The organism is Roseburia amylophila (genome assembly GCF_025567465.1).
GTDB classification, from domain to species: Bacteria; Bacillota; Clostridia; order Lachnospirales; family Lachnospiraceae; genus Roseburia_C; species Roseburia_C amylophila.
The window spans coordinates 1-23,683 of the sequence record NZ_JAOQKI010000008.1; the positions used below are offsets into that span (position 1 = coordinate 1).

The following is a 23,683-nucleotide window of genomic DNA, read 5'->3' on the forward strand; positions in this document are numbered from 1 at the left end:
CCTATCAGCTTGCGTAGTTCTTTATCTTTCATGCTGATTGCCTCCTTTTTCGGTATGTATGAATTATAGCATGTACCTCACATAATTGCAATATGCAATTTAATGATTATTTTTAAAATTTCATAACGCTTGACAACGCAATATAAAACCGCTATACTAACAGCACAACAAAAATTGCATAATGCAATTTAACGGGAGGTGACAAGATGACGGAAAGAAAGATTGCATTATCCATCGAGGAAGCAGCCGACTATACAGGAATTGGCAGAAATACTTTGAGAAAGCTGGTTGAATGGAAGAAGCTTCCGGTATTAAAAGTCGGAAGAAAAGTCCTTATTAAAACTGACATTCTGGAAAAGTTCATGGAAGCCAACGAGGGGCGAGATCTGAGGGATAAAGGAAATGTAAAAGCTGTCACAAGAAATGTGGCAACTTAAAAAGGCGGCTTCCTACGAAACCGCCAAAGGTTCTATCAGACCGAAGCCATGATATACCTACACGCAAGAGGATTATACCATGTGCTTCTCCTGATATGCAACCGGGAACTGTTGTTTATCGGAAAAAGAAAGGATGAAGACGATATGGCGAAATCAACAAAGACTTATGAAGAAAGAATACGTGCATTAGAGAAAAAGGAACAGGAAAGCATTGAAGCTACAAAAAAGCTCATAGCACAGCGGAAGGAACTGGAAAAGAGAAAGAAAGCGGAAGAAAGTAAAAAACGAACCCACAGGCTCTGTCAGATTGGAGGAGCGGTGGAATCGGTTCTTGGCTGTCCGATTGAGGAGGAAGATTTACCAAAGTTGATAGGCTTCTTAAAAAGGCAGGAAACAAACGGGAAGTTTTTCTCAAAAGCGATGCAGAAAGAATTAGTTACAGACATGGAGGAAGTGTNTTTGAATGAAGGGCGCACTTATGGACAACCAGAGGTCGTCCTTATAAGTTTGCCACAAGTGGCAACCGGTCTGCGCTTACGCTTGCCGGGCTCGTTCCGTCGGCGGGGCTTTCAGCCAGACCTGCTCATGCCGCAGGAGGCACTCTTGCGCAGAGGGCACTCTTGCGCAGAGGGCGTTTCGACAGCTTCACTCCTGCCAAACCAGAAGAAGATGCTGTCGGAAATCAATGCCGGATACGGCAGAAAGGGGGAATCGTATCATGGCGATATTTCACTTTACAGTAAAGATTGTCGGACGCAGTAAAGGAAAATCTGTCATATCCGCATCTGCATATCTTAACGGAGATGTAATGAAAAATGAGGAAACAGGCAGGATCAGCTACTACACTTCCAAAAAGGAAGTCGTCTACACCAGTCTGATGATGTGCGAAAATGCACCTCTGGAATGGCTGCAGGTATCGGAAGAAAATATAAAAAGGTTTCAACAGTCTATCCGTTATAAAAGGGCAGGCGATAAGGAAGCCGCACTGGAAAAGTTTAAAATCACATTTCAGAAACAGCGGTTATGGAATGAGGTATTGAAGATAGAAAAAAATGCAGATGCACAGCTTGGACGCTCATTTGAATTTTCCCTGCCGAAAGAATGGAGCAGACAGGAACAGATTGATTATACAACCGAATATATTCAAAAGACTTTCGTGGACGAGGGAATGTGTGCCGACTGGAGCATACACGATAAGGGCGACGGGAACCCACATGTGCATTTACTTGTAACCATGCGACCATTCAATCCAGACCACTCATGGGGCAGCAAGGAAGTCAAGGACTGGGATTTTGTCAGAGATACTGACGGAAATATCGTGGTTGATGAATCCCACCCGGACTGGTGGCAGGATAAGAAAAATCCAGACCGTCATGGAATCCGTATTCCGGTACTTGATGAAAACGGAGTACAGAAAGTCGGGGCAAGAAACAGAAAACAATGGAAAAGGGTTCTGACTGACGCTACCGGCTGGAACAATCCAAAGAATTGTGAGTTATGGCGAAGCGAATGGGCAAAGATGTGTAACCGGCATTTATCCATAGACAATCTGATTGACCACCGCTCTTATGAAAGACAGGGCAAATTGAAAGTCCCTACGATTCATGAGGGTGCAGATGCAAGGAAGATTGAGGAAAAATATCTCACCGGGCAGATAAGGAAAGGTTCATGGAAGGTCGAGGAAAACCAGATGATAAAAAAACAAAATGCACTGCTGCAAAAGGTAATTGCAACCTTTGGTAAGGTATCCGGTGCATTGTCGATGTGGAGGGAGTGGTTGAATGACATTAGAAGAAAGCAAAGAAGTAATTCCCATGATGGAAGCAATGATTACACAGATAGAGGAACAGCAGAATATCATGGCAGAGATGCTTCAGGAGATACAGGAAAAGGACGAGAAGCTGATGTGCTTTCAGGAGCAGGAAGAACGATTGCAGCAATTAGAGAAAGAATTGTCAGAGCTGCTACAAATCTTACCGGATACAGAAGAACTGTTGATGCTTCTGGAAGAAAAGACAGACCAGATACAGAAACTCACAGACGAAAATCAGCAATGGCAGGAATTGGCACAGAAATTAAACAGCGAGAACCGGCTATTGCAGAAACAGAACAGCGAATTACTGAACTTGAACAGCAATTAGAGAAAGGAAGGTTGATTGATGAACGAATTAAGAAACTCAAAGAGCGACGATCAACTGGAAGAGTTGCTTCTGCTGACAGAGCAGATGCAGGAAGAACTCGACCAGAAAGACCGGACTATCAGGGAACTGAAAGTGCAGCTCGACGAATCGCTGACCTTGAACGAGAAGTTAAACAGCGAGAACAAAACAGAGAACATTCAAGCCTTAAAGAACGACTTGAGGAAAACAAAAGAATTGTTGCAGAGCGAGAAAGAGAAAACACACACCGTCCAAGCCATGATAGAGGAATGTCGAGATAAGCAGAGACAGGCAGAACAGGAACGGGATTATGCACTCTCCCATCAGAAAAAAGTAGAGATACCGGTTGAAAAGCCGGTACTCTATCAAAAGTGCGGGAATTGTAAACAGACAGCTTATCTGAAAGCTAAGGAAAAGTATGATATGCAGAGGGAAAAACTGGCAGGCAGATATAAAACAAAAACAGCCATGTATGAAGCATTGATGTTTCTGCTGATATGGTATTCCGTATCAACTACTCTTTTTCAGATGATACGGTCAAAAATATTTATTTCTGATTGCGTGGTATTCTTTGATACAATCGCAACTTTCACACAGACCATTGCTGGCTGGGTTGTACTGGCAGGAAAGAACGTGGCACAGATTAGTGATGGAATATCCAATCCTGTCGTTGCTGGAATTATAAACTGGCTGATAAGAATATTGATTTGCGGTGGATGTCTGGTGGGTGTGGGAATACTTTTGGCATTCATCGAAATAAAGATTGCAGGGCTATATAAGAAATACTGTTGGGATATGATTACCATAATGGTGATACTAGTAAGTATGGCAATAGCAATCTATTTCGCAGATTGGATAAGGACAATATTACCAGTCAATCTACTGTTTCTATTGTTATTGGTACAGGTAATATATGTCGTGATAAGATGGTATGTGAAAGGCTGGCGGGAAACAAGGGGATATTACTAAAACATACTATACCATGCCTAAAACTGTTAAACAATAAATCGGCATAATTGGTCATTTCATGATGCAAGATAAAAAGACTGATTATGTCGATATACAGATTCTGTGAATGAATGAAAGTGGATAACTTGTTTTGTCCGAGCAAGGGAACTATAATGTTTTGGTAGAAGTAAAAAAGACAACCATTTGGTTGAGAAAAAAAGATGCAGAAAAACCTATTGACGGAAGAATAAAAAATCAAGGAGTAATCATGATAGAAAACAAGATAATATTGATTGAAGATGATAAAGAAATAAGAGGAATGATAAACGATTATTTATCAGGAGAATTTGAAGTGACAGCTTTTAATGATGGTATGTCAGCTATCCAGAAAATTACAAGCTATGATGAATATGCGCTTGCGCTTATTGATCTTATGTTACCGGATATAAGCGGGATGGAGATTATTAAGATAATTCGTAAAGTCAGCAAGATACCAATTATTATTATTACTGCTAAAGACAATGATATAGACAAATCATTAGGATTGAATTTGGGTGCTGATGATTATGTGGTAAAACCTTTTTCACTCATTGAGCTTACTGCTAGAATAAAGGCTAACATCAGACGAGCAAGAACCTACCAGGCGTTACCGAATAATTCAATTATCAAAATTAAAGATATAGAAATCGACCCTCATAGTCACATGGTTCAGCGCAAAGGAGTAACCATAGATTTAACGCCAATTGAATTTCAAATTTTATACATTTTAGCAAGCCATCCGGGGCAGGCTTATTCAAAGGAAAGGCTATATGAACTGATTTGGAAAGAACCATATTTTGGAAATGAAAATGTGTTGAATACACACATCAATCGTCTTCGCTTGAAATTGAAGAGCAATGCAGAAGACAGTACAGCCTATGTTAAAACTTTATGGGGCATTGGATATAAGATGGAGGAGAAATAGATGATGATTTTATTTGTGGTTCTTTCATTTGTTATGGTTTTTATATTGATCTGGCAACAGATACAGCATAAAAAATTAGTACGAGAAATTGATTATATTACAAGTAGGCTTGATACTATTTCTGTCATTTCTGAAAATGGCTTTGTACTTATACCTACAGATAATGATAGTATCAAGAAATTAAGCGCTGCACTTAATAAGCTGCTTCAGGATTTTTATATAAAAAAGTCACAATTTGAGCAGAGTAAACAGGCAATGGCGAAAGTCCTTACAAACATCTCTCACGACATCCGAACTCCACTCACTGTTCTAAAAGGAAATAGTGAAATGCTTTCCAATATAACAAACACTTACTCTGCATCTGAAAATGTTCATGCTATGGCTGTTAAAATAGACCAAAAGGCTGATGATTTAATCTCAACAATTAACGACTATTTTACAATGTCTAAAATAACTTCTGGAGATTTTTCTATTAAAATGAAAAAGGAAAATATATCAAGGATTTGCCAAGATACAATTTTGGACTACTATGACCTTCTTGAACAGAAACAATTTGAAGTCAATATTCAGATACCGGATACACCGATTTTTGCCTATACAGATAACGAGGCGTTACAACGCATTTTAAAAAATCTGATAGACAATGCCATCCGACATGGTGGTGATGGTAAGTATATTTCTTTAAGGCTCACCACATCAAATGGAAAAAACATTATTGAAATAGAAGATCGAGGAGATGGGATATCACCACAGCAGCAAAAACAGATCTTTGAAAGGAATTATACAACAGCCCGAAAAACTTCCGGCAGTGGTTTGGGGCTTTCAATTTCAAAATGTCTTGCTGAACAAATTAGGGCAGACTTAGAAGTTTATAGTGTACAAAATGAGCAAACTATTTTCTCAATCATCTTGAAAAAGTTAGAAAATCGTTAGATTTATGACAGAGAAAAGAGAAGTCCATTTTGTATAATGGCAGCTATAAAGGAGGCACACAAAATGGATTATATTATGGAAACCGTAGGTTTGCGAAAAGCCTACAAAGATAATATTGTTGTAGACGATGTAAATATGCATATATCTAAAGGGGCAATATATGGCTTTGTTGGTCCAAACGGCGCAGGAAAAAGCACGGTTATGAAAATGATTTTGAGTCTTATCCAGCCAGATGCTGGAGAGGTTCAGCTTTTAGGCGAAAAAGTTACCAGTCACAGTTATGAAATATTCAAAAAGGTTGGTTCTATTATTGAGAATCCATACTTTTACGATAAAATGACTGCCAGACAAAACTTAGAGCTTCACTGTGAGTATATGGGATTTCCCAACAAGGAACGAATCGATGAGGTTTTGCATTTGGTGGACTTGCAGAATGTCGAGAAAAAACAAGTTTGTCATTACTCGTTGGGTATGAAACAACGACTTGCTATTGCAAGAGCTATTCTGGCAAAGCCAGAATTTTTGATTTTAGACGAACCGATCAATGCTTTAGACCCTGAGGGTATTCGTGAAATGCGAACCCTTTTTCAACGGCTAAATCAAGAAGATGGAACAACTATTTTTATATCCAGCCACATTCTATCCGAAGTGGATCTTCTTGCTGATACGATTGGAATTATTCAACACGGAAAACTCTTAACAGAATTACCTATCGAAGAAATCCATAAGCATCAAACAGATTATATCAGCTTGCAGGTTGACGATGTGACTCGTGTTGCTGCACTGCTTGAAAACATGAGAATCACGAATTTTAGTGTATTAGATAAAGAATTTATCCACATTTATGATTCTGATATTTCAGGTAAAGCTCTGTCAAAAGCCATCATTGAGAACGGGATTGGTTTGGAGAGCATGGGACGCAAGCAAGACACACTGGAAGATTTCTTTTTCCAGCTTACAGAGGAGGAAAAATGAGATGACACATTTGATCAAACTGGAACTGAAAAAATTTGGTATTGCACAAAATATTATCTTTATGTTTGCCGCAATTCTTTTCAGCATCCTTTTCATTACAATATCTTTATGGGATAGCATGACAGACCCCAAACAGGTCAAAGACACATTTGAAAGCACATACCTTGTCATTGGCTTATTGATGTCATTCATTTTTCTTGTGTACTCGTCGGTCTTAACGGCAAAGCTGGTTATTGGAGAATATAATCATCGAACAATTACGATTATGTTTTCTTATCCTTTAAACAGAATAAAATTGATTGCCAGCAAATTAACTATAATCATGGTTTATACAGCGATTTCAATGACGATTGGATATATCTGTTGTAGCAGTTATATTATATTTGCGGATAAATCCTTTAATATGCTGGAGGGAACATTTCAACCATCAATGCTCCGAACATGGATACCAATGGCAATAACCACTGTGATTATATGTATGGTGCTGTCTCTGTGGTCATTTATTATTGGCATGATCAGAAAATCTGTTCCTGCAACAATCGTTACTTCTTTGATTGTTATTGTGTTACGGCAAGTTATTATCACCAAAAACACAACCAATCAGGAGTCCATAATGCAAGTTATCTTAGTTGCTATTGTTACCGTCATTGCTACACTACTTATCTTTAAAAGAAAAGTGCCTGAACTATATTGATTATTTCTATTTTTACAAATGGTAAAAGAAAAAGCCGTCGCAAAGCAGATTCAATTTCATGTATTTATATAACGGCGGCTTTGATTTTTAAAGTCAATGTTTTTAGTGATTACACAAACAGATGACAACTTACATGTATGTGGTAGCTGACGTAAGTTTGGATTATTTTAAAAGATTTCCAATGAATCTTCCGCATCTACCCACATCTGCATATTCCCATCCAGATATAATCGTACATATTCAAGCGGTTCATCAATTGCAAGTGCATTTAATGCACAATCTGAGCCAGGCGTAGTTTTTAAATTCTTTTCTGCTTCCCAACAGTCAATGCGGAGCATATAGCTCGCAGAGGTATAAACATCAACACTATTACGTTGTGGATTGTATTCTGCAAATATTGTTCTCATTGTATCAAATCTCCTTATCATTCAATCAATCATTTTTTACAAAAATCAGAAGCGTTTCAATCAGTTCACCATGTCATTTTCATTTTGTGCTATAATGTGTTATCAGTTTTTTTGCCCTTGTATTTGCCCTTATCAGAGTTCGTAAACACTGGTGGGACGATATAACACAAGGGAAACAATAAGGGAAAGCTCACCTGCGCCAAACTTAGTGTTTTCAAAGGCTTGAGAGATATTTGATAATAAAATATAACAATTATTAAATCCCTTGGAATACATGAAATCTCAATTCAAGTTTGTCTGATTCACGCGCAATTTAATAACAAATTTACATATCAGGAGTGCTTAAGAATAATCCGCCATTTCCACAGCAGATGTTTCAACTAAATAATGATATGTATTTATCTCCTAAACAGCCCAGAAATACTTTCTGCGAAAATTTGGCTCTTGATGCATATAGTAGAGGTATGGGAGGATTAGGTCTTCCGGGAGATCTCTCATCTTCCTCACGCTTTGTACGTGTAGCTTTTACAAAGGTAAATGCAATTTCAGGTGAATCAGAGGAAGAAAGCGTTAGCCAATTCTTCCACATTCTCGGATCTGTGGATCAGCAAAGAGGATGTTGCGAAGTAGCGGATGGAAAATATGAAATCACATTGTATACGTCGTGTTGTAATGTTACAAAAGGTATTTATTATTATAATACTTATGAAAACCATCAGATCAGTGCAGTAGATATGCATGTAGAAAATCTGGATAGTGATAAAATGATTTGTTATCCAGTAATTCAAGGAGAACGAATCAACTATCAAAATAAATAATGTTTTGAAATCAGGGATGAGGTAGAAAGGAAGGTTCCATGACAAAAGATGAAGTAAAAAAACTTAGGATGGCCAGTCCGGAATCACTACAGTTTTTAAATAATGCTACAAAATTTTATAATTTAATGATGATGTATCGTTGTGCTATTCGGGAGATACAAACTAAACTTGAGGTTTTGGATGATGAATTTTCAGTTGAGAACAATCGAAATCCTATTTCTTTTATAAAAACAAGAATTAAGAAGCCCAATAGTATTTACGATAAACTGCAGAAGATGGGATATGAATTTACAACAGAAAATATACAGACATATCTCAATGATGTAGCAGGCGTTCGAATAGTTTGTGCGTTTATTGACGATATTTATATGATATCAGATTTGATTACCCAACAGGATGATATTAAAGTTATTGAAATAAAAGATTATATAAAAAATCCAAAATCGAATGGTTATCGAAGCTATCATATGATTGTTGAAATACCAGTATTTTTTGCTAAGGGTAAAACACCTATGCGTGTAGAATTACAGATTCGAACCAATGGTATGGATTTCTGGGCAACATTGGAACATCAACTTCGCTATAAAAAAGGAATTGAAGAAATGCCTGGCTATGATGAGATAAGTGAAGAATTACTTCATTCTGCAAGAGCTATCATTGAAGCAGATAATGAAATGCAGAGAATAAAAGACAAAATTGGTATGTTCCACGAAATTTAGGGAGAAAACTGAGCAAGTAGGAAGGAGGAATATATATGAAACAAGATACTTTAGAGGGCAAAGCAAAAACAAAAAATGGGGTAAAACGGCTGTGTTTTTCCATAATCTGCATTCTTCTGGAAGTGATTTTTATTATTACTATCGTAACACGCTTGAATGAATATGCAGAAATCATAAATTTATTTACAAGGATTTTGAGTGGGATCTTGGTTTTGGGATTGTACGCATCAAATAAGACATCCTCTATGAAAATGCCTTGGGTCATCTTAATTCTAATTTTCCCAGTTATGGGTGTAGGCCTGTATTTGTTGATTGGTTTGAATGGTGGCACACATAAAATGCGTGAGCGATATGCAGAAATTGATAGCAAATTGTTACCAATGCTTCCGGACAGTCAGGAGTGTTTGAGCAGAATAAAAGAAACAATTCCGAAAGCAGGAAATATAGCAAGTTACATACAAAGAAATTCGCAGTATCCAATCTATCAGAATACGGATATTGTGTATTTTGATGAAGCAGTGAAAGGATTAGAGGCACAGCTTAAGGATTTGGAGAAAGCACAGAAGTTTATCTTTATGGAATATCATGCGATAGAAGACGCTGAAGCATGGCATAAGATTCAAGATGTTCTGGAAGAGCGAGTAAAAGCAGGTGTGGAAGTTAGAGTATTCTACGATGATATGGGTTCTATAGGCTTTATTAACACAGATTTTGTGAAAAAGATGGAGGCAATAGGAATTCATTGCCGTGTATTCAATCCGTTTATGCCAGGTTTAAATCTGTTTTTGAACAATCGTGATCATAGAAAAATAACAGTTATTGATGGAAAAGTCGGATTTACAGGTGGATATAATCTAGCAAACGAATATTTTAATTACACACACCCGTATGGACAGTGGAAAGATACAGGTATTCGTTTAGAAGGAGATGCTGTTCAGTCGCTTACGGTGACATTTTTGGAAATGTGGAATGCAGTAAGTGATAAGGATGCTAATGATTCTGATTTTAGTAAATACCTTTTCCAATATGATTATGCGGCACAGCAAACTGGGTTTGTTCAACCTTATGCAGACAGCCCTATGGATAATGAGCAAGTAGGAGAAGAAGTTTATATCAGTATGATAAATAAAGCTGAAAAATATTGTTGGTTTATGACTCCATATCTAATCATAACAGATGAAATGACGCATGCGTTATGTCTGGCTGCTAAGCGAGGGGTAGACGTAAGAATTATCACACCTGGTATCCCTGATAAAAAATTCATTTATAATATAACTCGTTCTTTTTATCATGGATTAGTTAAACATGGTGTTCGTGTTTATGAGTGGACTCCTGGTTTCTGTCATGCAAAAATGAGTGTGGCAGATGACTGTATGGCAACTTGTGGAACAATTAATCTGGATTATCGAAGTTTATATCACCATTTTGAAAACGGCTGTTTTATGGTAGATTGTCAGGCAGTTGTGGAAATAAAAAATGATCTGATAAGAACGATGGGAGAATGTCGTGATGTGACAGACCAATATCAAACCGGACGAAGTGCATATTTGCGACTGGGACAATTATTTATGAGATTATTTGCTGGATTGCTATAAGAATCTGATGAAACGACCTTTCAAAAAACAGTTGATTTAGAAGTTAACTGTTTTTGAAAGGCCGTTTTTGCTATATCTAACAGTCTGTTGTACAAAGAAAATTTTGCATGGATGAAAAAAACAAACCTTGTTGAGGTTAAATTGAGATTGACTTTGTATTGTATAAGTATGAAATAAAAAGGAATCAGGTGATGTACAATGAAAAAGCATAAAATATGTAAAATCCTTCTTGTTATACTGGCAATTTTTTTATGTGTGGCTTTTTATGAATTGATCGGAATCTGCATTGCATATAAAAAGCAGCCGGAAGTGTCCAATACAACCAAAAAAGAAACAAAAAATGGTTCGTGGAACGAATGCAGTGAAAATACAGAACGTGCAGTGATCATAGAAAAGAATCCAGAAGCGCTTTTACAAAGAGTGCGTTTGATCCAGAATGCAAAAGAGGAAATTATTCTTTCTACTTTTGCATTTAAATCCGATGAAAGTGGAAAATTAATCTTAGGAGCACTGCATGATGCGGCAGACAGAGGTGTGCATATTCGTCTGTTAGTAGATGGAATGGAGAGCTGGATTGATATGGAAGGGAATCCGTATTTCTATGGATTATCTTCTCATGAGAATGTTGAAATTAAACTGTATAATAAAGCCAACCCGTTGAAACCATGGAAAATGATGGGTAGAATGCATGATAAATATTTGATTGCAGATGGTAAGACATATATTCTTGGCGGAAGAAATACATACAATTATTTCCTGGGTGATTTTCCGGGACATAAGAACTATGATAGAGACGTGTTAGTGGTTTGCGATGAACCTGAGAAAGAAAATTCAGTTAACCAGTTGTTAGAGTATTTTGAAACGATATGGGAACAAGAAGACAGTGGTTATTTTCATGACAATAAAAAACTGGCAAATAGAAAATCTGTAAAGAACGCAGTTTTAGAGCTGCAGAACGGCTATCAGAAATATTTTGAAGAGAATAAGGAAAGAATCTGCGATACCGATTACACGGACGAAACTTTTGAGACAGAAAAGATTGCATTAGTGTCAAATCCTATTCACACAGGTTCCAAAGAACCAGTAGTGTGGTATCAATTGGGAGAATTGATGAAAAATGCAAAAAATCGTGTGAAGATCCACACGCCATACATTATCTGTAATGATATGATGTATAATACATGGGAGGAGATTGCAGAGAACGTTTCAGATTTTTCTATCATGACAAATTCAGTTGCGAATAATGGGAATCCATTTGGGGCTGCCGATTATGCGAAAAACAGAAATAGAATCTTAAGTACAGGAATTAATATCTGGGAATATGAAGGCGGTTATTCATACCACGGAAAAAGTATTCTGATTGACGATGATCTGTCTGTAATCGGTTCCTTTAATATGGACATGAGAAGTGCATATCTGGATACGGAACTGATGCTTGTAATTCGCAGTAAAGATATTAATAAACAGTTGGAAGAGAGCATGGTGGAATATGAAAGAGTGTCCCGACAGGTATTGGAAGATGGAACCTATCGTGATCCGTATCATGTAGAGCCAATTGAATTGACAAAGAAGCGTCAGAGAAAAATATTTTTGGTACAGCATCTGCTTGGATGGGCAAGGTATCTGTTTTAATAAGGAGGAAGGAAAACATGTTCCAAATATTGATTGTAGAAGATGATAAAGAATTAAGCCAGCTATTCCAAAAAGTGCTTGAGAAGAATGGATATCAAGTCAAAAGTGCATCGGATGGAGCACAGGCATTAGAAGTATTGGATAAGGAATATATTGATCTGATCATTTCTGATATTATGATGCCGGTTATGGATGGTTATGAACTGGTGTCAGAACTTCGTTCAGCAGGATATCAGATACCAGTTCTTATGATCACTGCGAAAGGTTCCTTTGATGATATGCGCCAGGGATTTCTTTCGGGAAGTGACGATTATATGGTAAAACCGGTAAATGTGAATGAAATGGTTTTAAGAGTCGGAGCACTGCTTCGCCGTGCACAGATACTGAATGAACACAAAATTGTGATCGGTTCAACAGAGTTTGATTATGATGCAATGACGGTTACAACTGATAAGGAAAGTCTTGTTTTGCCTAAAAAAGAATTCCTGCTTTTATATAAGCTTGCAGCTTCGCCAGGCAGAACATTTACAAAACAACAGTTGATGGATGAAGTATGGGGATACGAGACGGAGGCAGACCCACATACGATAGAGGTACATATAGGAAGAATCAGAGAGCGTTTTAAAGATAACCCTGATTTTGAAATCGTAACAATGCGTGGAATTGGATACAAGGTGGTGAAAAAATAATGGAACAAAAGAAAGAAAAAGGATTGCGGATCCGATCCTGTCTGACTGGTGCAATCTGGCTGGCACTTGTATTTTCAACAGTTATATCTGCTTTATTATTTGCTATTTTGAATCATTTTTTTAATCTGCCGGGCAGCATACCTGTGCTTGGCTGGCTTTTGATTTTCAATACATTGATTGCAGGGCTGATCACTTCCTTTATTAATGCAAAGTTACTGGAACCAATTACCAGGCTTAGTAAAGCAATGAAGGAAGTTTCTCGGGGAGATTTTGAACAGCATTTGGAAACGAACAGCCGTATAGCAGAAGTTGGAGAATCTTATCAAAGTTTTAACGTTATGACAAAAGAACTTCGTGCAACAGAGGTGCTGCAGATGGATTTTGTATCTAATGTTTCTCATGAGTTTAAGACCCCGATTAATGCCATTGAAGGATATACAATGCTGCTTCAGGGAGAAGAACTGTCTCCGGATCAAGAGGAATATGTAGAAAAAATCTTATTTAACACCCAAAGACTTTCCGGATTGGTTGGTAATATTTTGCTGTTATCCAAGTTAGAGAATCAGAATATACCAATGAAAAAAACAGAATATCGTTTGGATGAACAGATCCGTCAGGCATTTCTTTCCCTGGAGACAAAATGGACAGAAAAAGAAATTGGTTTCCAGGTAGAGCTGGAGGAAGTTAAATATACTGGGAATGAAGGACTTTTTATGCATATCTGGATAAATCTTTTGGATAATGCGATTAAGTTCAGTCCTGCAAAGGGGACAATTATGATGTTTCTGAAGCAGGAAAAGGATTCTGTAATGTTTATTCTGGAAGATGAAGGACCGGGAATAGAGGATGATGTGAAAACCAGAATATTTGATAAATTTTATCAGGCAGACGGTTCTCACAAAGCAGAAGGAAATGGTCTCGGCCTTGCACTTGTGAAACGGATCGTAGATAGTGCCGGAGGAACAATCAAGGCAGAAAACCGGGAATATGGTGGATGCAGATTTGTTGTAGAGCTTCCAATACAGAAAGATGGGGCCATATAAGTTTAAGAAAAACAGATAGAGGAGGAATTACATGACATTTTATCAGGAATTGCAGTTAAATCAGGCAGGTTCTAAAAATCTGTTGAAAAATAGTGAAACAGTGAAAGAAAAATCATATCATATACTGGTATATTTGGTAAAGATAGCTGTTACAATGGCATTTTGTTTTTTATTTGTTACTATTTTCAGTATCTTATTTGGAAATGAGAACAGCATTGTAGGTGTAGTAGTCTTATTATGTCTCATGGTGTTTAGAAATGCGGATCTGGGGATCCATACCGGACAATCTACGATGCTTTTGGCTTTGTTCTTTGTAATTATGGCTGTATGTCCGCATTTAGCAAATCAGTTTTCACCGGTATTGGGAATGCTGTTAAATATTGCGGCACTGGCTGTGTTGATTCTGTTCGGATGCCATAATCCATTCATGTTTAATCAATCTACATTGGTTCTTGGGTATCTGCTGCTATATGGTTATGATGTTACAGGAAAAAGCTATCAGATGCGATTAGTCGGAATGGCTTTAGGTGCAGCACTTACCTGCTTCGTATTTTATCGAAATCATAAAAACAGAACTTATAAAAGAAATCTGAAAGATCTGATACAAGAATTTGATATCACTTCTTCCAGAACAAAATGGCAGATATGTCAGATTTTATGCGTACCGATTGTCCTTTGCATTGCAGAACTTTGTAATATGCCACGTGCAATGTGGGCTGGTATTGCGGCCATGTCCGCGATTTTGCCGTTTATGGAAGATATGCACTACAGAGTCCGTAAAAGGATTGTCGGAAATATTGTAGGTGTTATATGTTTTACAGTATTATATTTTCTGCTTCCTTCGTCAATCTATGCATATATAGGAATTCTTGGTGGAATCGGTGTAGGATTTTCAGCACAATATGGCTGGCAGGCAGTATTTAACACATTTGGTGCTTTAGCCATTGCTACAGAGACTTATGGACTACAAGGAGCGGTTAGTCTTAGAGTGATTCAAAATGTTTTTGGTGTTGTGTTTGCTTTAGCATTTTGTGTTATATTTTATTGGTTTATGTCTAAAAAAAAGGAAAGTGCGCTATCATGATGGTCATATCGGTCGCTCTGTATATTATCCAGAATACCAGGACTCTTAAGGGAGAGACTGTATAAGCAATTTTATATTGCAATGACTAGAAAAATATTTAGGAGAAGATAGATATAAACAGTAAGTCAAACACACAAACTATGGAGTCTTTAGTCGGTTTAATAAAATTTTAGATAGAAAATAAATCATTCAATGTCATTTAGATAAGGTTTTTTATGACAAAAAGACAGATTGCTTATCTGCCTTATAATGCAGTATAATGGTAGTCAGACAGTTTTGGATATAAGAGATGATCTTGGAGCAACAATGAATGAATGCAGGGAAGTGACCGAAAAGTACCGCACAGGACGGAGTGCATATTTACGGATCGGACAGTTGTTTATGAGATTGTTTGCAGGACTATTATAGCAGAAAGAAGAGGTGTTCGATATGTGTACAGCAGCAACTTACAAAACAAAAGATTTTTATATGGGCAGAACGCTTGATTATGAATTTTCCTATGGGGAACAGATCACGATAACGCCAAGAAATTACGAATTTGATTTCCGGTTTGCCGGGAAGATAAAAAGCCATTATGCTTTGATCGGAATGGCATTTGTTGCAGGAGGTTATCCGCTTTATTATGATGCTGTTAATGAAAAAGGCCTTGGAATGGCAGGTCTTAATTTTGTCGGCAATGCGGCATATGAAGAGGCTTTGCCGGAAGATGAAACAGAAGTCAGCCAGGTGGCACAGTTCGAGTTCATCCCATGGATCCTTACACAGTGTGCTACTGTAGCAGAGGCGAGAGAGAAGCTGGCAGCAATGAGACTGACAGGCACAGCATTCAGTGAGCAGCTGCCGACAGCACAGCTTCACTGGATCATTGCAGACAAAGACGCCTGTATCGTTGTTGAGTCTATGAAGGATGGGCTGCATGTATATGATAATCCGGTAGGAGTGCTTACCAATAATCCACCATTCCTGAGTCAGATGTTTGCACTGAATAATTATGCCGGAGTATCCAGAAAACAGCCGGAGAGTACTTTTGCAGGAGTATTACAGCTTGATGCATATAGCAGAGGAATGGGTGGAATGGGAATACCTGGAGATCTTTCCAGCCAGTCAAGATTTGTGAAAGTTGCCTTTACAAAATTAAATTCGATCTCCGGTGAAGAAGAGGATGAGAGTGTAAGCCAGTTCTTCCATATCTTAGGATCCGTAGATCAGCAGCGTGGATGCTGTGAGGTGACAGAAGGCAAATATGAGATCACGATATACACGTCCTGTTGTAATACAGCAAAAGGTATTTACTATTATACGACTTATGATAATCATCAGATCACAGCGGTTGACATGCATGCCGAAAATCTGGATTCAGATCAGCTGATCTGTTATCCGCTTCTGTCCAAGGGCGAAGTCAGATGGCAGAATAAATAATACGAAAATGCACAGAGAAACCATAACGCAGAACAACAGGAGGAAAGACCATGAAAGAAGTTAAAACACCGAAAAAACCACTGGCATATTATTATGGGATTGTGTTAATAGTGCTGATCGTATTTAATCTGGTTGTCACACCAATCCTTATGGAGCATCAGGTAAAGGAAACGGATTATGGAACTTTTATGAGCATGATCGAGAAGAAGAATATCGGTGAAGTAGAAGTTAAGGACAATCAGATCATCTTTACAGATAAAGATCAAAAAAATATTTATAAAACAGGTCTGATGAACGATCCGAACCTGACGGACAGGCTATATGAATGTGGAGCAGTATTCGCAAAAGATATCGATAAGCAGATGTCACCGATCATCAGCTTCCTGCTGACCGGGTTTTTGCCATTGATCCTTTTTATCGCACTGGGAAATTATATGGCGAAGAAACTGATGGAGCATGCCGGAGGAAAAAATTCGATGGCTTTTGGAATGGGAAAAAGCAATGCGAAGATTTATGTGCAATCCAGTGAGGGAATCCGTTTTTCAGATGTTGCAGGAGAAGATGAGGCGAAAGAAAACCTTTCAGAGATCGTTGATTATCTTCACAATCCGAAGAAGTATACCGATGTAGGTGCGTCTATGCCAAAAGGTGTCCTTCTTGTAGGACCTCCGGGAACCGGCAAAACAATGCTTGCAAAAGCAGTTGCAGGTGAATCAAATGTACCATTTTTCTCAATGTCCGGATCAGAATTCGTTGAGATGTTTGTCGGTATGGGAGCTTCCAAAGTTCGAGATCTTTTCGGACAGGCAAAGGAAAAGGCACCATGTATCGTGTTTATTGATGAAATTGATGCCATTGGTAAAAAGCGTGACGGACAAATGGGCGGAAATGATGAGAGGGAGCAGACCTTAAACCAGCTTCTTACAGAGATGGACGGATTTGAAGGAAATAATGGTGTCATCATTCTTGCTGCAACGAACCGTCCGGAGTCGTTAGATCCGGCACTTACACGTCCGGGACGTTTTGACAGGCGTGTGCCGGTTGAACTGCCGGATCTTGCAGGCCGTGAAGCAATTTTAAAGGTTCATGCAAAGAAGATAAAAGCATCTGATGATGTTGACCTGCATACGATTGCACGTATGGCATCCGGTGCATCCGGTGCGGAGCTTGCCAATATTATAAATGAAGCAGCATTACGTGCTGTCCGTAGTGGAAGGACCGTTGTAAATGAATCTGATCTCGAAGAAAGTATAGAAGTGGTTATTGCAGGATATCAGAAGAAGAATGCGGTTCTTTCAGATCAGGAGAAGAAGGTTGTTGCATATCATGAGATAGGACACGCTCTGGTAGCTGCATTACAGAGTCATTCAGCACCGGTCCAGAAGATTACGATCATCCCGCGTACCTCAGGTGCACTCGGCTACACTATGCAGGTTGAGCAGGGTGATAAATATCTGATGACGAAAAAAGAACTTGAGAATAAGATTGCTACATTTACAGGCGGACGTGCGGCAGAGGAAATCGTATTTGGTGAGATCACGACCGGAGCCTCCAATGATATCGAACAGGCAACAAAAATTGCAAGAGCGATGATCACCCGCTACGGCATGACAGATGAATTCGACATGGTGGCAATGGAAAACGTGACCAACCAGTATCTTGGCGGCGATACGTCTCTTTCCTGTTCCGCAGATACCCAGAAGGAAATTGATGAAAAAGTCGTGCAGCTCGTAAAAGCAGAGCATGAAAAAGCAAGAAAAATCCTTGCTGAAAACAGGGAAAAACTGGACGAACTGGCTATGTACCTGTATGAGAAGGAAACAATTACAGGTGACGAATTTATGAATATTTTAGATAGAAAATAATGTAGTTAATTAGATAACCAATTCCACCCAAGAAAGATATTATATAATGCATATGATATTTGGTATCAAAAAGGAAACAGAGAACCTTTATCATGTATGCAGAGCCTTTTATCTCATCTGCTTTAGCTTTAGCTGCTTTCACAATAGCAAGTTCAGGATCATCCTTTTTAGGACGACCCTTGCCACATGGATTATCTTTTTTGATCTGCTTATATTCGCTGTAGGCATCATGCCAGATATCTTTTCTGACTTCATCGAGAGCTGTCATAGCCCACTCGACTACGTGAAAGGAATCAACACAACGGGCGCAGTCAGGAGTGTATTCATTTACACACTCTGTGATCCTTTTTGTAACTGGTTTCGTCAATGCCGATATTAACCAGACCATCAAGTCTTCTTGAGCGCTCCGGTTCTAAATCGTGAAGAGCACGATTGACACAGCAACCTACAGTTTCCCAGCCCCCTCCAAGTGGTTGGTCTGCTGGAATGTTTGTCATAAGCAGGACATGACTTGTGACAGAAAGGGCAGTCATTCTCATGCCATTTATTAGGTCTGGCTTTGATACGGATGTGTTTCACGCCATCCTCATCAGAGTAAAGATTAAAATTTTCTATCAAGAGAATAAAGTATTGACAAAATTTTGTGGGGTGGGGTAGAATGATGGTAAAAAATTCCAAAACATAACGCATTGGCGCTTTTCGCAGAAAGAAGAAAAATAAACATGAAAAAGAGAAAGAACTTGGGAAAAAAGTTAGTAACAATGTTAGTGTCTGTAGGCTTTTTTGCAGTTTTGATTACAGTCTTGAATTTAATGGCATTACAAGCTATTCGAGGAAAGAATGATGTGCTTATAGAACAGTTTGAACAATATGAAGAAGCAGTGAAAAATAATGATACCGCGGTTTTTGAAACAGCAAAAGGAGAAGTGGCAGAAGCCATCAGACATATCAACTACAGAATAAATGGAAGCATCATTTTTGATCTTGCACTTGTGGTAGCTGATATTATTGTAATCGTACTTCTTTCGATTGTTATTAATAAGTCCATTGTTCGTCCAGCAAAAAGAGCAAAGAATGATTTGGATGATATCATTTTAGGTATAGAATCAGGACAGGGTAATCTTACGTTAAGAGTATTTGATGAAACCAGTGATGAAATTGGTCAGCTTGCAAATGGTGTCAACCATTTTATTGAAACATTACAAAATCTTATGGTAAAGATTCAGAGTGTATCAAAAGATATGAAAAAATCTTCCTATCTTGTACAAAATGAGGCGGAATCTTCAAATATGAGTGCATCCAATGTGAGTGCAACATCGGAAGAACTTGCAGCATCCATGGAAGAGGTATCTGCTTCTCTATCTGATTTAGCCCAAGGATGTAATAATCTGCTGGAGAAAATGGCAGGCATGAATGAGGATGCTAAGAACTCTGCAATGAAGATGCATGAAGTGAAGCTTACTGCAGAAAATAGCTATAAAGAAGCGATTGCATCAAAAGAAAAAACAGTAGAAACATTTGATGGCATTCAAAAGGATGTCGCGGAGGCAGTAGAAGCATCTAAGTCTGTAAATGAAATTGCAAAACTTACAGAAAATATCTTAAATATCGCAGCACAGACAAATCTTCTAGCACTTAATGCATCGATTGAAGCAGCAAGAGCAGGGGAAGCAGGCAGGGGCTTTGCCGTTGTTGCAGATGAAATCAGACAGCTTGCAGATAGTTCACGTGAGACAGCAAACAATATTCAGGAAATCAGTGGAAAAGTTATTGAGGCAGTAAACAATCTGTCTGGAAATGCAACAGAAATGATTCGTTTTGTAGATGAAAAGGTAGCACTTGATTATGACAACTTTGTAAAAATTATTGGAAATTATGATGCTGATTCTGATCAGGCAAGTAATACATTTAACGAGTTTGCAGTTGAGTCAAAAGATAGCTTAGGTACAATGAATGATATGAATGAAGGTATCAATAACATTTCTATAGCGATTGAAGAATCTGCAAAAGGTGTTACAAACGTAGCACAAGAGATATCACAACTTGTAACAGCAATTTCAGCAATTACAGTGCAGGCGGACGAAAATAAGAACCTTTCGGAAGATTTATCGGATGAAGTAGCAAAATTTGAAAAAGTTTAACTAACAGATTTTTATTATGAAAAGAACTGTATTAGGTAAATAACCCGCACTAACTAAAAATGAATGCTAGAATAAGCACAAAGGCATAGCCCCATTACGGGTTCTATGCCTTTGCGTTTTCCGGAAGATTGTCATTAACTGCATCAAATTCAAGATTCTGTTCCCGGCACCATTCGACAGCATTCGAGATTCATTGAAATGCTGAAATATTATCCATTGGCAATGCTAAAGATTTATGTCAGCTTGTTTTGAGACTGTAAATATTATTATGAAGAGCCGTATGCGGGAAAGCCGCACGTACGGTTCTGTGAGGGGTTTACATTGTGAGGTGTAAGTCTACTCGACTGCTAAAGGAGGTGGTAACTATGTGGTGGTCTATTGGTGGTGGAATCATAATCTTTGCGTTAGGTATGTTTATCTTCTTAAAGCCGGGCTTAATATGGAAATTAACAGAAGAATGGAAATCTTATCGTGCAGATGAACCATCTGAGTTTTACTTGAAAACAACAAAAATAGGTGGTATTCTATTTGCCCTATTTGGAATTATTATGATTATGCTTCCGGTTATTTTGGAGTAATAGATTCAAGTTTGCAGAACTAATAGAGAAGTAACATATAAAACAATAAATATGGTCAAAAAATCATCGACATCCGACCTACAGCACGTTATAATATAGTTAATCTAATAAGAAAACCAAGTGATCATTGTTACGAAGCTGAATCGTAATGGTGGCCAACTGAGTGAACTCGATGGAACGGAATGGTTATATCCTCCGGGTGCTCCGAGCACCGGACGAGCACCGAAAGGTGCTTTACAGAGATGAAAACAGGCCTGACGAAGCATCACTCAGATTAGATTAAAAATTCTAGTCTGGGTGATTTTTTTCGTTCAGGGAAAAGGAGAAAATGTCATTGACAGAAAAGACGGATAACAGAGATTCGGATGAAAAATTAGTTGAAATTGAAATGGAGCTGTTAAGATATTTTACGAAGATTCCAATGGCAGATCAGTTTGTACATCCAGATCTTCGAAGATAATGGTACACGGCTTAATGAAATTATCACAAAACACCTTGATGATGATATCTGGGAGTTTCATCCAAGCATAACTGTGTTTTATATTTTATATCAAAACCTTACACATCGAAAAGCGGAAAGCAAGAAGAGAACCATAGCTTTCATCTACTGTCCAGGTATCACATCCCCAGCAGATTTTATCAATCTGGGTCATTTCAATCAACTGATGCAACACCCGGTTTGAAACGGTGTATGATAGAATCGAAATCCAGGTCAGATCCGGATAAAGATTCGGATATTTTTATCAATCGGCAAGCTGCAGAGAAATTTATCTATAGACAAGCCAGGATTATCACGTTAAGATATAGAAAAAGTAAGTAATACGAAAGAAGAAAACAGAATATGTAAAGGAGAAAATGAATGGAATACTCTGCAATTATTCATGATATGGACAAAAGATTCTGCTATGCAATAGATAAGGATTTATTTGTGATACGCATCCAGGTAAAAAGAGATGATATAAAGGAAATAATTCTTCATTATGAGGATAAGTATATACCAATGGAATGGAAGGATACACGAAAGACAATTCCAATGAAGAAGGTTGCCACCTCACAGTTTCAGGATTATTATGAAGCACAGATCCAGATGCATCTGATATGTCTCCGTTATTTTTTTGAATTTACGGATATGCAGGGGGAAAAAGTATATTATGGCAATTATGAGTTTAGTAAGGAATGTATTACAAACAGGGACAGAATGTTTGACTGCCCGCAGAATCTACGGGAGGAAGAAATGTTTGTGGTGCCAAAGTGGGCAGAAAATAAGGTCGTATATCAGATTTTTCCGTCCCGTTTTGCATCATCACAGCCGGTAGACAAGGAAGTATGGTATAAAGCACCAGTTACGTCTATGGATAATCTGCATGGTGATCTCAGAGGAATTATAGAACATCTGGATTATGTCCATAGTCTTGGAATTGATGTTTTATATATGACACCAATCTTTAAATCAAATTCAAGCCATAAATACGATACCATTGATTATTATCAGATAGATCCCTCATTCGGAACAGCAGAGGATCTTAAAGAGCTGGTACAAAAAGCACATGAATATGGAATGAAAGTGGTTATGGATGCGGTGTTTAACCATACAGGAAAGGAATTTTTTGCATTTGAAGATATTTTGGAAAAGGGAAATAAGTCTAAATATCTGGACTGGTATTTTATTGATGAATTTCCACTTAAAAGTGAAAGGGGAGAGATTCCAAACTTCAAATGTTTTGGTTATTATGGTGGAATGCCAAAATTAAATCTGAAAAATCCTGAAGTTGAAAAATTTATTACAGATGTTGCATGCTATTGGATCAGGGAATGCGATATAGACGGATGGAGAATGGATGTAGGAGATGAAATCAGCCATTTTTTCTGGAAGAATTTTAGAAAAGCAGTTAAGGCAGTAAAGAAAGATATGCTGATAATTGGAGAAATCTGGCATTATGCAGGAGATTTTCTTGAAGGAGATGAATGGGATACGGTCATGAATTATCCGTTTTATCTGAATATGATAGATCTGCTTGCAGATGAAAAGATTACGGTCAGCCAGTTTATACAGAATCTTGGATATTTGAAAGGACGCTTAAATAAGAAATGTTATCCTCTTATGTGGAATCTGATAGACAGCCATGATACAGCAAGATTTTTACATTTATGTAAGAATAATAAGAAAAAGCAGCATTTGGCAGCAGCTTTTCAATTGTTATTGCCGGGAATGCCGATGATTTATTATGGAGATGAGTATGCGATGCCGGGAGCAAACGATCCGGATTGCAGACGTGGCATGTACTGGGATGAAGAATACCAGGATAAAGAGATGTTTGAATGGTATAAACAGCTGTTACAGGTTCGAAAAAAATATAAATGTATCGTAGAAGGTGAATTGATTGAGGCAATCACAGGGGATGAGGAAGAAACCATTGTTCTGATTAGAAAAAATAGTGAAGAGACCATGGCATTGATTTTTAACTGCAGCAGCAGTGAGAAGAGATTTAATGAGTATGAGGGAAAATATAATTTGCTTGGAGAAGAACTGTTTGACGGAAAAGTTGAGGGACTTGATGCCGCAGTAATAGTGCTTTAAAATAG

At 38.0% G+C, this 23,683-nt stretch carries 21 protein-coding genes and 4 pseudogenes; 23 read left to right on the forward strand and 2 right to left on the reverse strand.

Annotated features, from left to right (window positions below; translation table 11 throughout):
* The first annotated feature begins 206 nt into the window (after positions 1-206).
* The 9 genes and pseudogenes from OCV43_RS06345 (at position 207) to OCV43_RS06385 (ending at position 7,110) form a co-directional block, all read left to right on the forward strand.
* Positions 207-437, forward strand: a complete 231-nt coding sequence (locus OCV43_RS06345) for a helix-turn-helix domain-containing protein (protein ID WP_003505382.1) — start codon at positions 207-209, stop codon at positions 435-437.
* A gap of 144 nt (positions 438-581) precedes the next feature.
* Positions 582-893: pseudogene (locus tag OCV43_RS06350) on the forward strand (relaxasome subunit MobC); the annotation flags it as partial.
* Positions 882-1,180, forward strand: a pseudogene (locus OCV43_RS06355) (hypothetical protein). The pseudogenes OCV43_RS06350 and OCV43_RS06355, both read left to right, overlap by 12 nt.
* Entirely contained in the window at positions 1,156-2,877 is a 1,722-nt protein-coding gene (locus OCV43_RS06360; RefSeq protein WP_262623664.1) for a MobA/MobL family protein, read from the forward strand. The pseudogene OCV43_RS06355 and the gene OCV43_RS06360 overlap by 25 nt, the downstream one beginning before the upstream one ends.
* Positions 2,855-3,565 (forward strand): DUF6040 family protein, encoded by a 711-nt coding sequence (locus OCV43_RS06365; RefSeq protein ID WP_262623735.1) that lies wholly within the window; start codon positions 2,855-2,857, stop codon positions 3,563-3,565. The genes OCV43_RS06360 and OCV43_RS06365 overlap by 23 nt, the downstream gene beginning before the upstream one ends.
* Before the next feature lie 157 nt (positions 3,566-3,722).
* Positions 3,723-4,508, forward strand: coding sequence for a response regulator transcription factor (locus tag OCV43_RS06370; RefSeq protein WP_226851416.1), 786 nt, complete (start codon positions 3,723-3,725; stop codon positions 4,506-4,508).
* Positions 4,509-5,441: a sensor histidine kinase gene (locus OCV43_RS06375; protein ID WP_262623665.1), complete on the forward strand. Its 933-nt coding sequence runs from the start codon at positions 4,509-4,511 to the stop codon at positions 5,439-5,441. It abuts the gene before it with no gap.
* Positions 5,442-5,504: 63 nt separating this feature from the next.
* Positions 5,505-6,416 carry an ABC transporter ATP-binding protein gene (locus OCV43_RS06380; RefSeq protein ID WP_015515239.1) on the forward strand — a complete coding sequence of 304 codons (912 nt, stop codon included), beginning with the start codon at positions 5,505-5,507 and terminating at the stop codon, positions 6,414-6,416.
* Between the two features lies 1 nt (position 6,417).
* A complete protein-coding gene (locus tag OCV43_RS06385) occupies positions 6,418-7,110 on the forward strand; it encodes an ABC transporter permease (RefSeq protein ID WP_005334737.1) in 693 nt (230 codons plus the stop codon).
* A 167-nt stretch (positions 7,111-7,277) separates the two neighbouring features.
* Here the strand turns inward: OCV43_RS06385 and OCV43_RS06390 are convergent, their stop codons facing one another.
* Positions 7,278-7,517 (reverse strand): DUF6061 family protein, encoded by a 240-nt coding sequence (locus OCV43_RS06390; RefSeq protein ID WP_015515240.1) that lies wholly within the window; start codon positions 7,515-7,517, stop codon positions 7,278-7,280.
* A gap of 335 nt (positions 7,518-7,852) precedes the next feature.
* On the opposite strand from OCV43_RS06390, the pseudogene OCV43_RS06395 reads away from it, so the two are divergent.
* From OCV43_RS06395 to ftsH, 10 genes and pseudogenes are all read left to right on the forward strand, one after another.
* Positions 7,853-8,335: pseudogene (locus OCV43_RS06395) on the forward strand (linear amide C-N hydrolase); the annotation flags it as partial.
* A 38-nt stretch (positions 8,336-8,373) separates the two neighbouring features.
* Positions 8,374-9,054 carry a GTP pyrophosphokinase gene (locus OCV43_RS06400; RefSeq protein ID WP_117699024.1) on the forward strand — a complete coding sequence of 227 codons (681 nt, stop codon included), beginning with the start codon at positions 8,374-8,376 and terminating at the stop codon, positions 9,052-9,054.
* Positions 9,055-9,089: 35 nt separating this feature from the next.
* Positions 9,090-10,649 carry a cardiolipin synthase gene (gene cls, locus OCV43_RS06405; protein ID WP_118173527.1) on the forward strand — a complete coding sequence of 520 codons (1,560 nt, stop codon included), beginning with the start codon at positions 9,090-9,092 and terminating at the stop codon, positions 10,647-10,649.
* Between the two features lie 198 nt (positions 10,650-10,847).
* Entirely contained in the window at positions 10,848-12,281 is a 1,434-nt protein-coding gene (locus OCV43_RS06410) for a phospholipase D family protein (protein ID WP_227709833.1), read from the forward strand.
* A complete protein-coding gene (locus tag OCV43_RS06415) occupies positions 12,260-12,970 on the forward strand; it encodes a response regulator transcription factor (RefSeq protein ID WP_118618991.1) in 711 nt (236 codons plus the stop codon). The genes OCV43_RS06410 and OCV43_RS06415 overlap by 22 nt, the downstream gene beginning before the upstream one ends.
* On the forward strand, positions 12,970-14,013 hold the full coding sequence (locus tag OCV43_RS06420) for a HAMP domain-containing sensor histidine kinase (RefSeq protein ID WP_262623666.1): 1,044 nt from the start codon (positions 12,970-12,972) through the stop codon (positions 14,011-14,013). Before OCV43_RS06415 ends, OCV43_RS06420 begins: the two co-directional genes overlap by 1 nt.
* Before the next feature lie 31 nt (positions 14,014-14,044).
* Complete coding sequence (locus OCV43_RS06425; protein ID WP_262623667.1) at positions 14,045-15,097, forward strand: FUSC family protein; 1,053 nt, start codon at positions 14,045-14,047, stop codon at positions 15,095-15,097.
* Positions 15,079-15,162: pseudogene (locus OCV43_RS06430) on the forward strand (CDP-alcohol phosphatidyltransferase family protein); the annotation flags it as partial. The gene OCV43_RS06425 and the pseudogene OCV43_RS06430, both read left to right, overlap by 19 nt.
* Before the next feature lie 364 nt (positions 15,163-15,526).
* Positions 15,527-16,516, forward strand: coding sequence for a choloylglycine hydrolase (gene bsh / locus OCV43_RS06435; RefSeq protein ID WP_262623668.1), 990 nt, complete (start codon positions 15,527-15,529; stop codon positions 16,514-16,516).
* A gap of 50 nt (positions 16,517-16,566) precedes the next feature.
* Positions 16,567-18,381 carry an ATP-dependent zinc metalloprotease FtsH gene (gene ftsH / locus OCV43_RS06440; RefSeq protein WP_117947894.1) on the forward strand — a complete coding sequence of 605 codons (1,815 nt, stop codon included), beginning with the start codon at positions 16,567-16,569 and terminating at the stop codon, positions 18,379-18,381.
* On the opposite strand, the gene OCV43_RS06445 is transcribed toward ftsH, so the two are convergent.
* Complete coding sequence (locus tag OCV43_RS06445; RefSeq protein WP_262623669.1) at positions 18,356-18,769, reverse strand: transposase; 414 nt, start codon at positions 18,767-18,769, stop codon at positions 18,356-18,358. The genes ftsH and OCV43_RS06445 overlap by 26 nt on opposite strands.
* Positions 18,770-19,103: 334 nt before the next feature.
* On the opposite strand from OCV43_RS06445, the gene OCV43_RS06450 reads away from it, so the two are divergent.
* From OCV43_RS06450 to OCV43_RS06465, 4 genes are all read left to right on the forward strand, one after another.
* Complete coding sequence (locus tag OCV43_RS06450) at positions 19,104-20,522, forward strand: methyl-accepting chemotaxis protein (protein WP_227709839.1); 1,419 nt, start codon at positions 19,104-19,106, stop codon at positions 20,520-20,522.
* Between the two features lie 365 nt (positions 20,523-20,887).
* Positions 20,888-21,100 carry a DUF6199 family natural product biosynthesis protein gene (locus tag OCV43_RS06455; protein ID WP_015517695.1) on the forward strand — a complete coding sequence of 71 codons (213 nt, stop codon included), beginning with the start codon at positions 20,888-20,890 and terminating at the stop codon, positions 21,098-21,100.
* A gap of 328 nt (positions 21,101-21,428) precedes the next feature.
* A complete protein-coding gene (locus tag OCV43_RS06460; RefSeq protein WP_262623670.1) occupies positions 21,429-21,560 on the forward strand; it encodes a hypothetical protein in 132 nt (43 codons plus the stop codon).
* 399 nt (positions 21,561-21,959) lie between these two features.
* Positions 21,960-23,678: a glycoside hydrolase family 13 protein gene (locus OCV43_RS06465; RefSeq protein WP_022244301.1), complete on the forward strand. Its 1,719-nt coding sequence runs from the start codon at positions 21,960-21,962 to the stop codon at positions 23,676-23,678.
* Positions 23,679-23,683 lie beyond the last annotated feature (5 nt).

Excerpts from the sequence above, each read along its gene's own strand:
- OCV43_RS06380 (WP_015515239.1), top strand. The coding sequence starts at position 5,505 with ATGGATTATATTATGGAAACCGTAGGTTTGCGAAAAGCCTACAAAGAT.
- OCV43_RS06360 (WP_262623664.1), top strand. The coding sequence starts at position 1,156 with ATGGCGATATTTCACTTTACAGTAAAGATTGTCGGACGCAGTAAAGGA.
- OCV43_RS06455 (WP_015517695.1), top strand. The coding sequence starts at position 20,888 with ATGTGGTGGTCTATTGGTGGTGGAATCATAATCTTTGCGTTAGGTATG.
- OCV43_RS06345 (WP_003505382.1), top strand. The coding sequence starts at position 207 with ATGACGGAAAGAAAGATTGCATTATCCATCGAGGAAGCAGCCGACTAT.
- cls (WP_118173527.1), top strand. The coding sequence starts at position 9,090 with ATGAAACAAGATACTTTAGAGGGCAAAGCAAAAACAAAAAATGGGGTA.
- OCV43_RS06385 (WP_005334737.1), top strand. The coding sequence starts at position 6,418 with ATGACACATTTGATCAAACTGGAACTGAAAAAATTTGGTATTGCACAA.
- OCV43_RS06375 (WP_262623665.1), top strand. The coding sequence starts at position 4,509 with ATGATGATTTTATTTGTGGTTCTTTCATTTGTTATGGTTTTTATATTG.
- OCV43_RS06365 (WP_262623735.1), top strand. The coding sequence starts at position 2,855 with ATGATAGAGGAATGTCGAGATAAGCAGAGACAGGCAGAACAGGAACGG.
- OCV43_RS06450 (WP_227709839.1), top strand. The coding sequence starts at position 19,104 with ATGAAAAAGAGAAAGAACTTGGGAAAAAAGTTAGTAACAATGTTAGTG.
- ftsH (WP_117947894.1), top strand. The coding sequence starts at position 16,567 with ATGAAAGAAGTTAAAACACCGAAAAAACCACTGGCATATTATTATGGG.
- bsh (WP_262623668.1), top strand. The coding sequence starts at position 15,527 with ATGTGTACAGCAGCAACTTACAAAACAAAAGATTTTTATATGGGCAGA.
- OCV43_RS06410 (WP_227709833.1), top strand. The coding sequence starts at position 10,848 with ATGAAAAAGCATAAAATATGTAAAATCCTTCTTGTTATACTGGCAATT.
- OCV43_RS06465 (WP_022244301.1), top strand. The coding sequence starts at position 21,960 with ATGGAATACTCTGCAATTATTCATGATATGGACAAAAGATTCTGCTAT.
- OCV43_RS06390 (WP_015515240.1), bottom strand. The coding sequence starts at position 7,517 with ATGAGAACAATATTTGCAGAATACAATCCACAACGTAATAGTGTTGAT.
- OCV43_RS06445 (WP_262623669.1), bottom strand. The coding sequence starts at position 18,769 with ATGGTCTGGTTAATATCGGCATTGACGAAACCAGTTACAAAAAGGATC.
- OCV43_RS06460 (WP_262623670.1), top strand. The coding sequence starts at position 21,429 with ATGTCATTGACAGAAAAGACGGATAACAGAGATTCGGATGAAAAATTA.
- OCV43_RS06425 (WP_262623667.1), top strand. The coding sequence starts at position 14,045 with ATGACATTTTATCAGGAATTGCAGTTAAATCAGGCAGGTTCTAAAAAT.
- OCV43_RS06420 (WP_262623666.1), top strand. The coding sequence starts at position 12,970 with ATGGAACAAAAGAAAGAAAAAGGATTGCGGATCCGATCCTGTCTGACT.
- OCV43_RS06400 (WP_117699024.1), top strand. The coding sequence starts at position 8,374 with ATGACAAAAGATGAAGTAAAAAAACTTAGGATGGCCAGTCCGGAATCA.
- OCV43_RS06415 (WP_118618991.1), top strand. The coding sequence starts at position 12,260 with ATGGGCAAGGTATCTGTTTTAATAAGGAGGAAGGAAAACATGTTCCAA.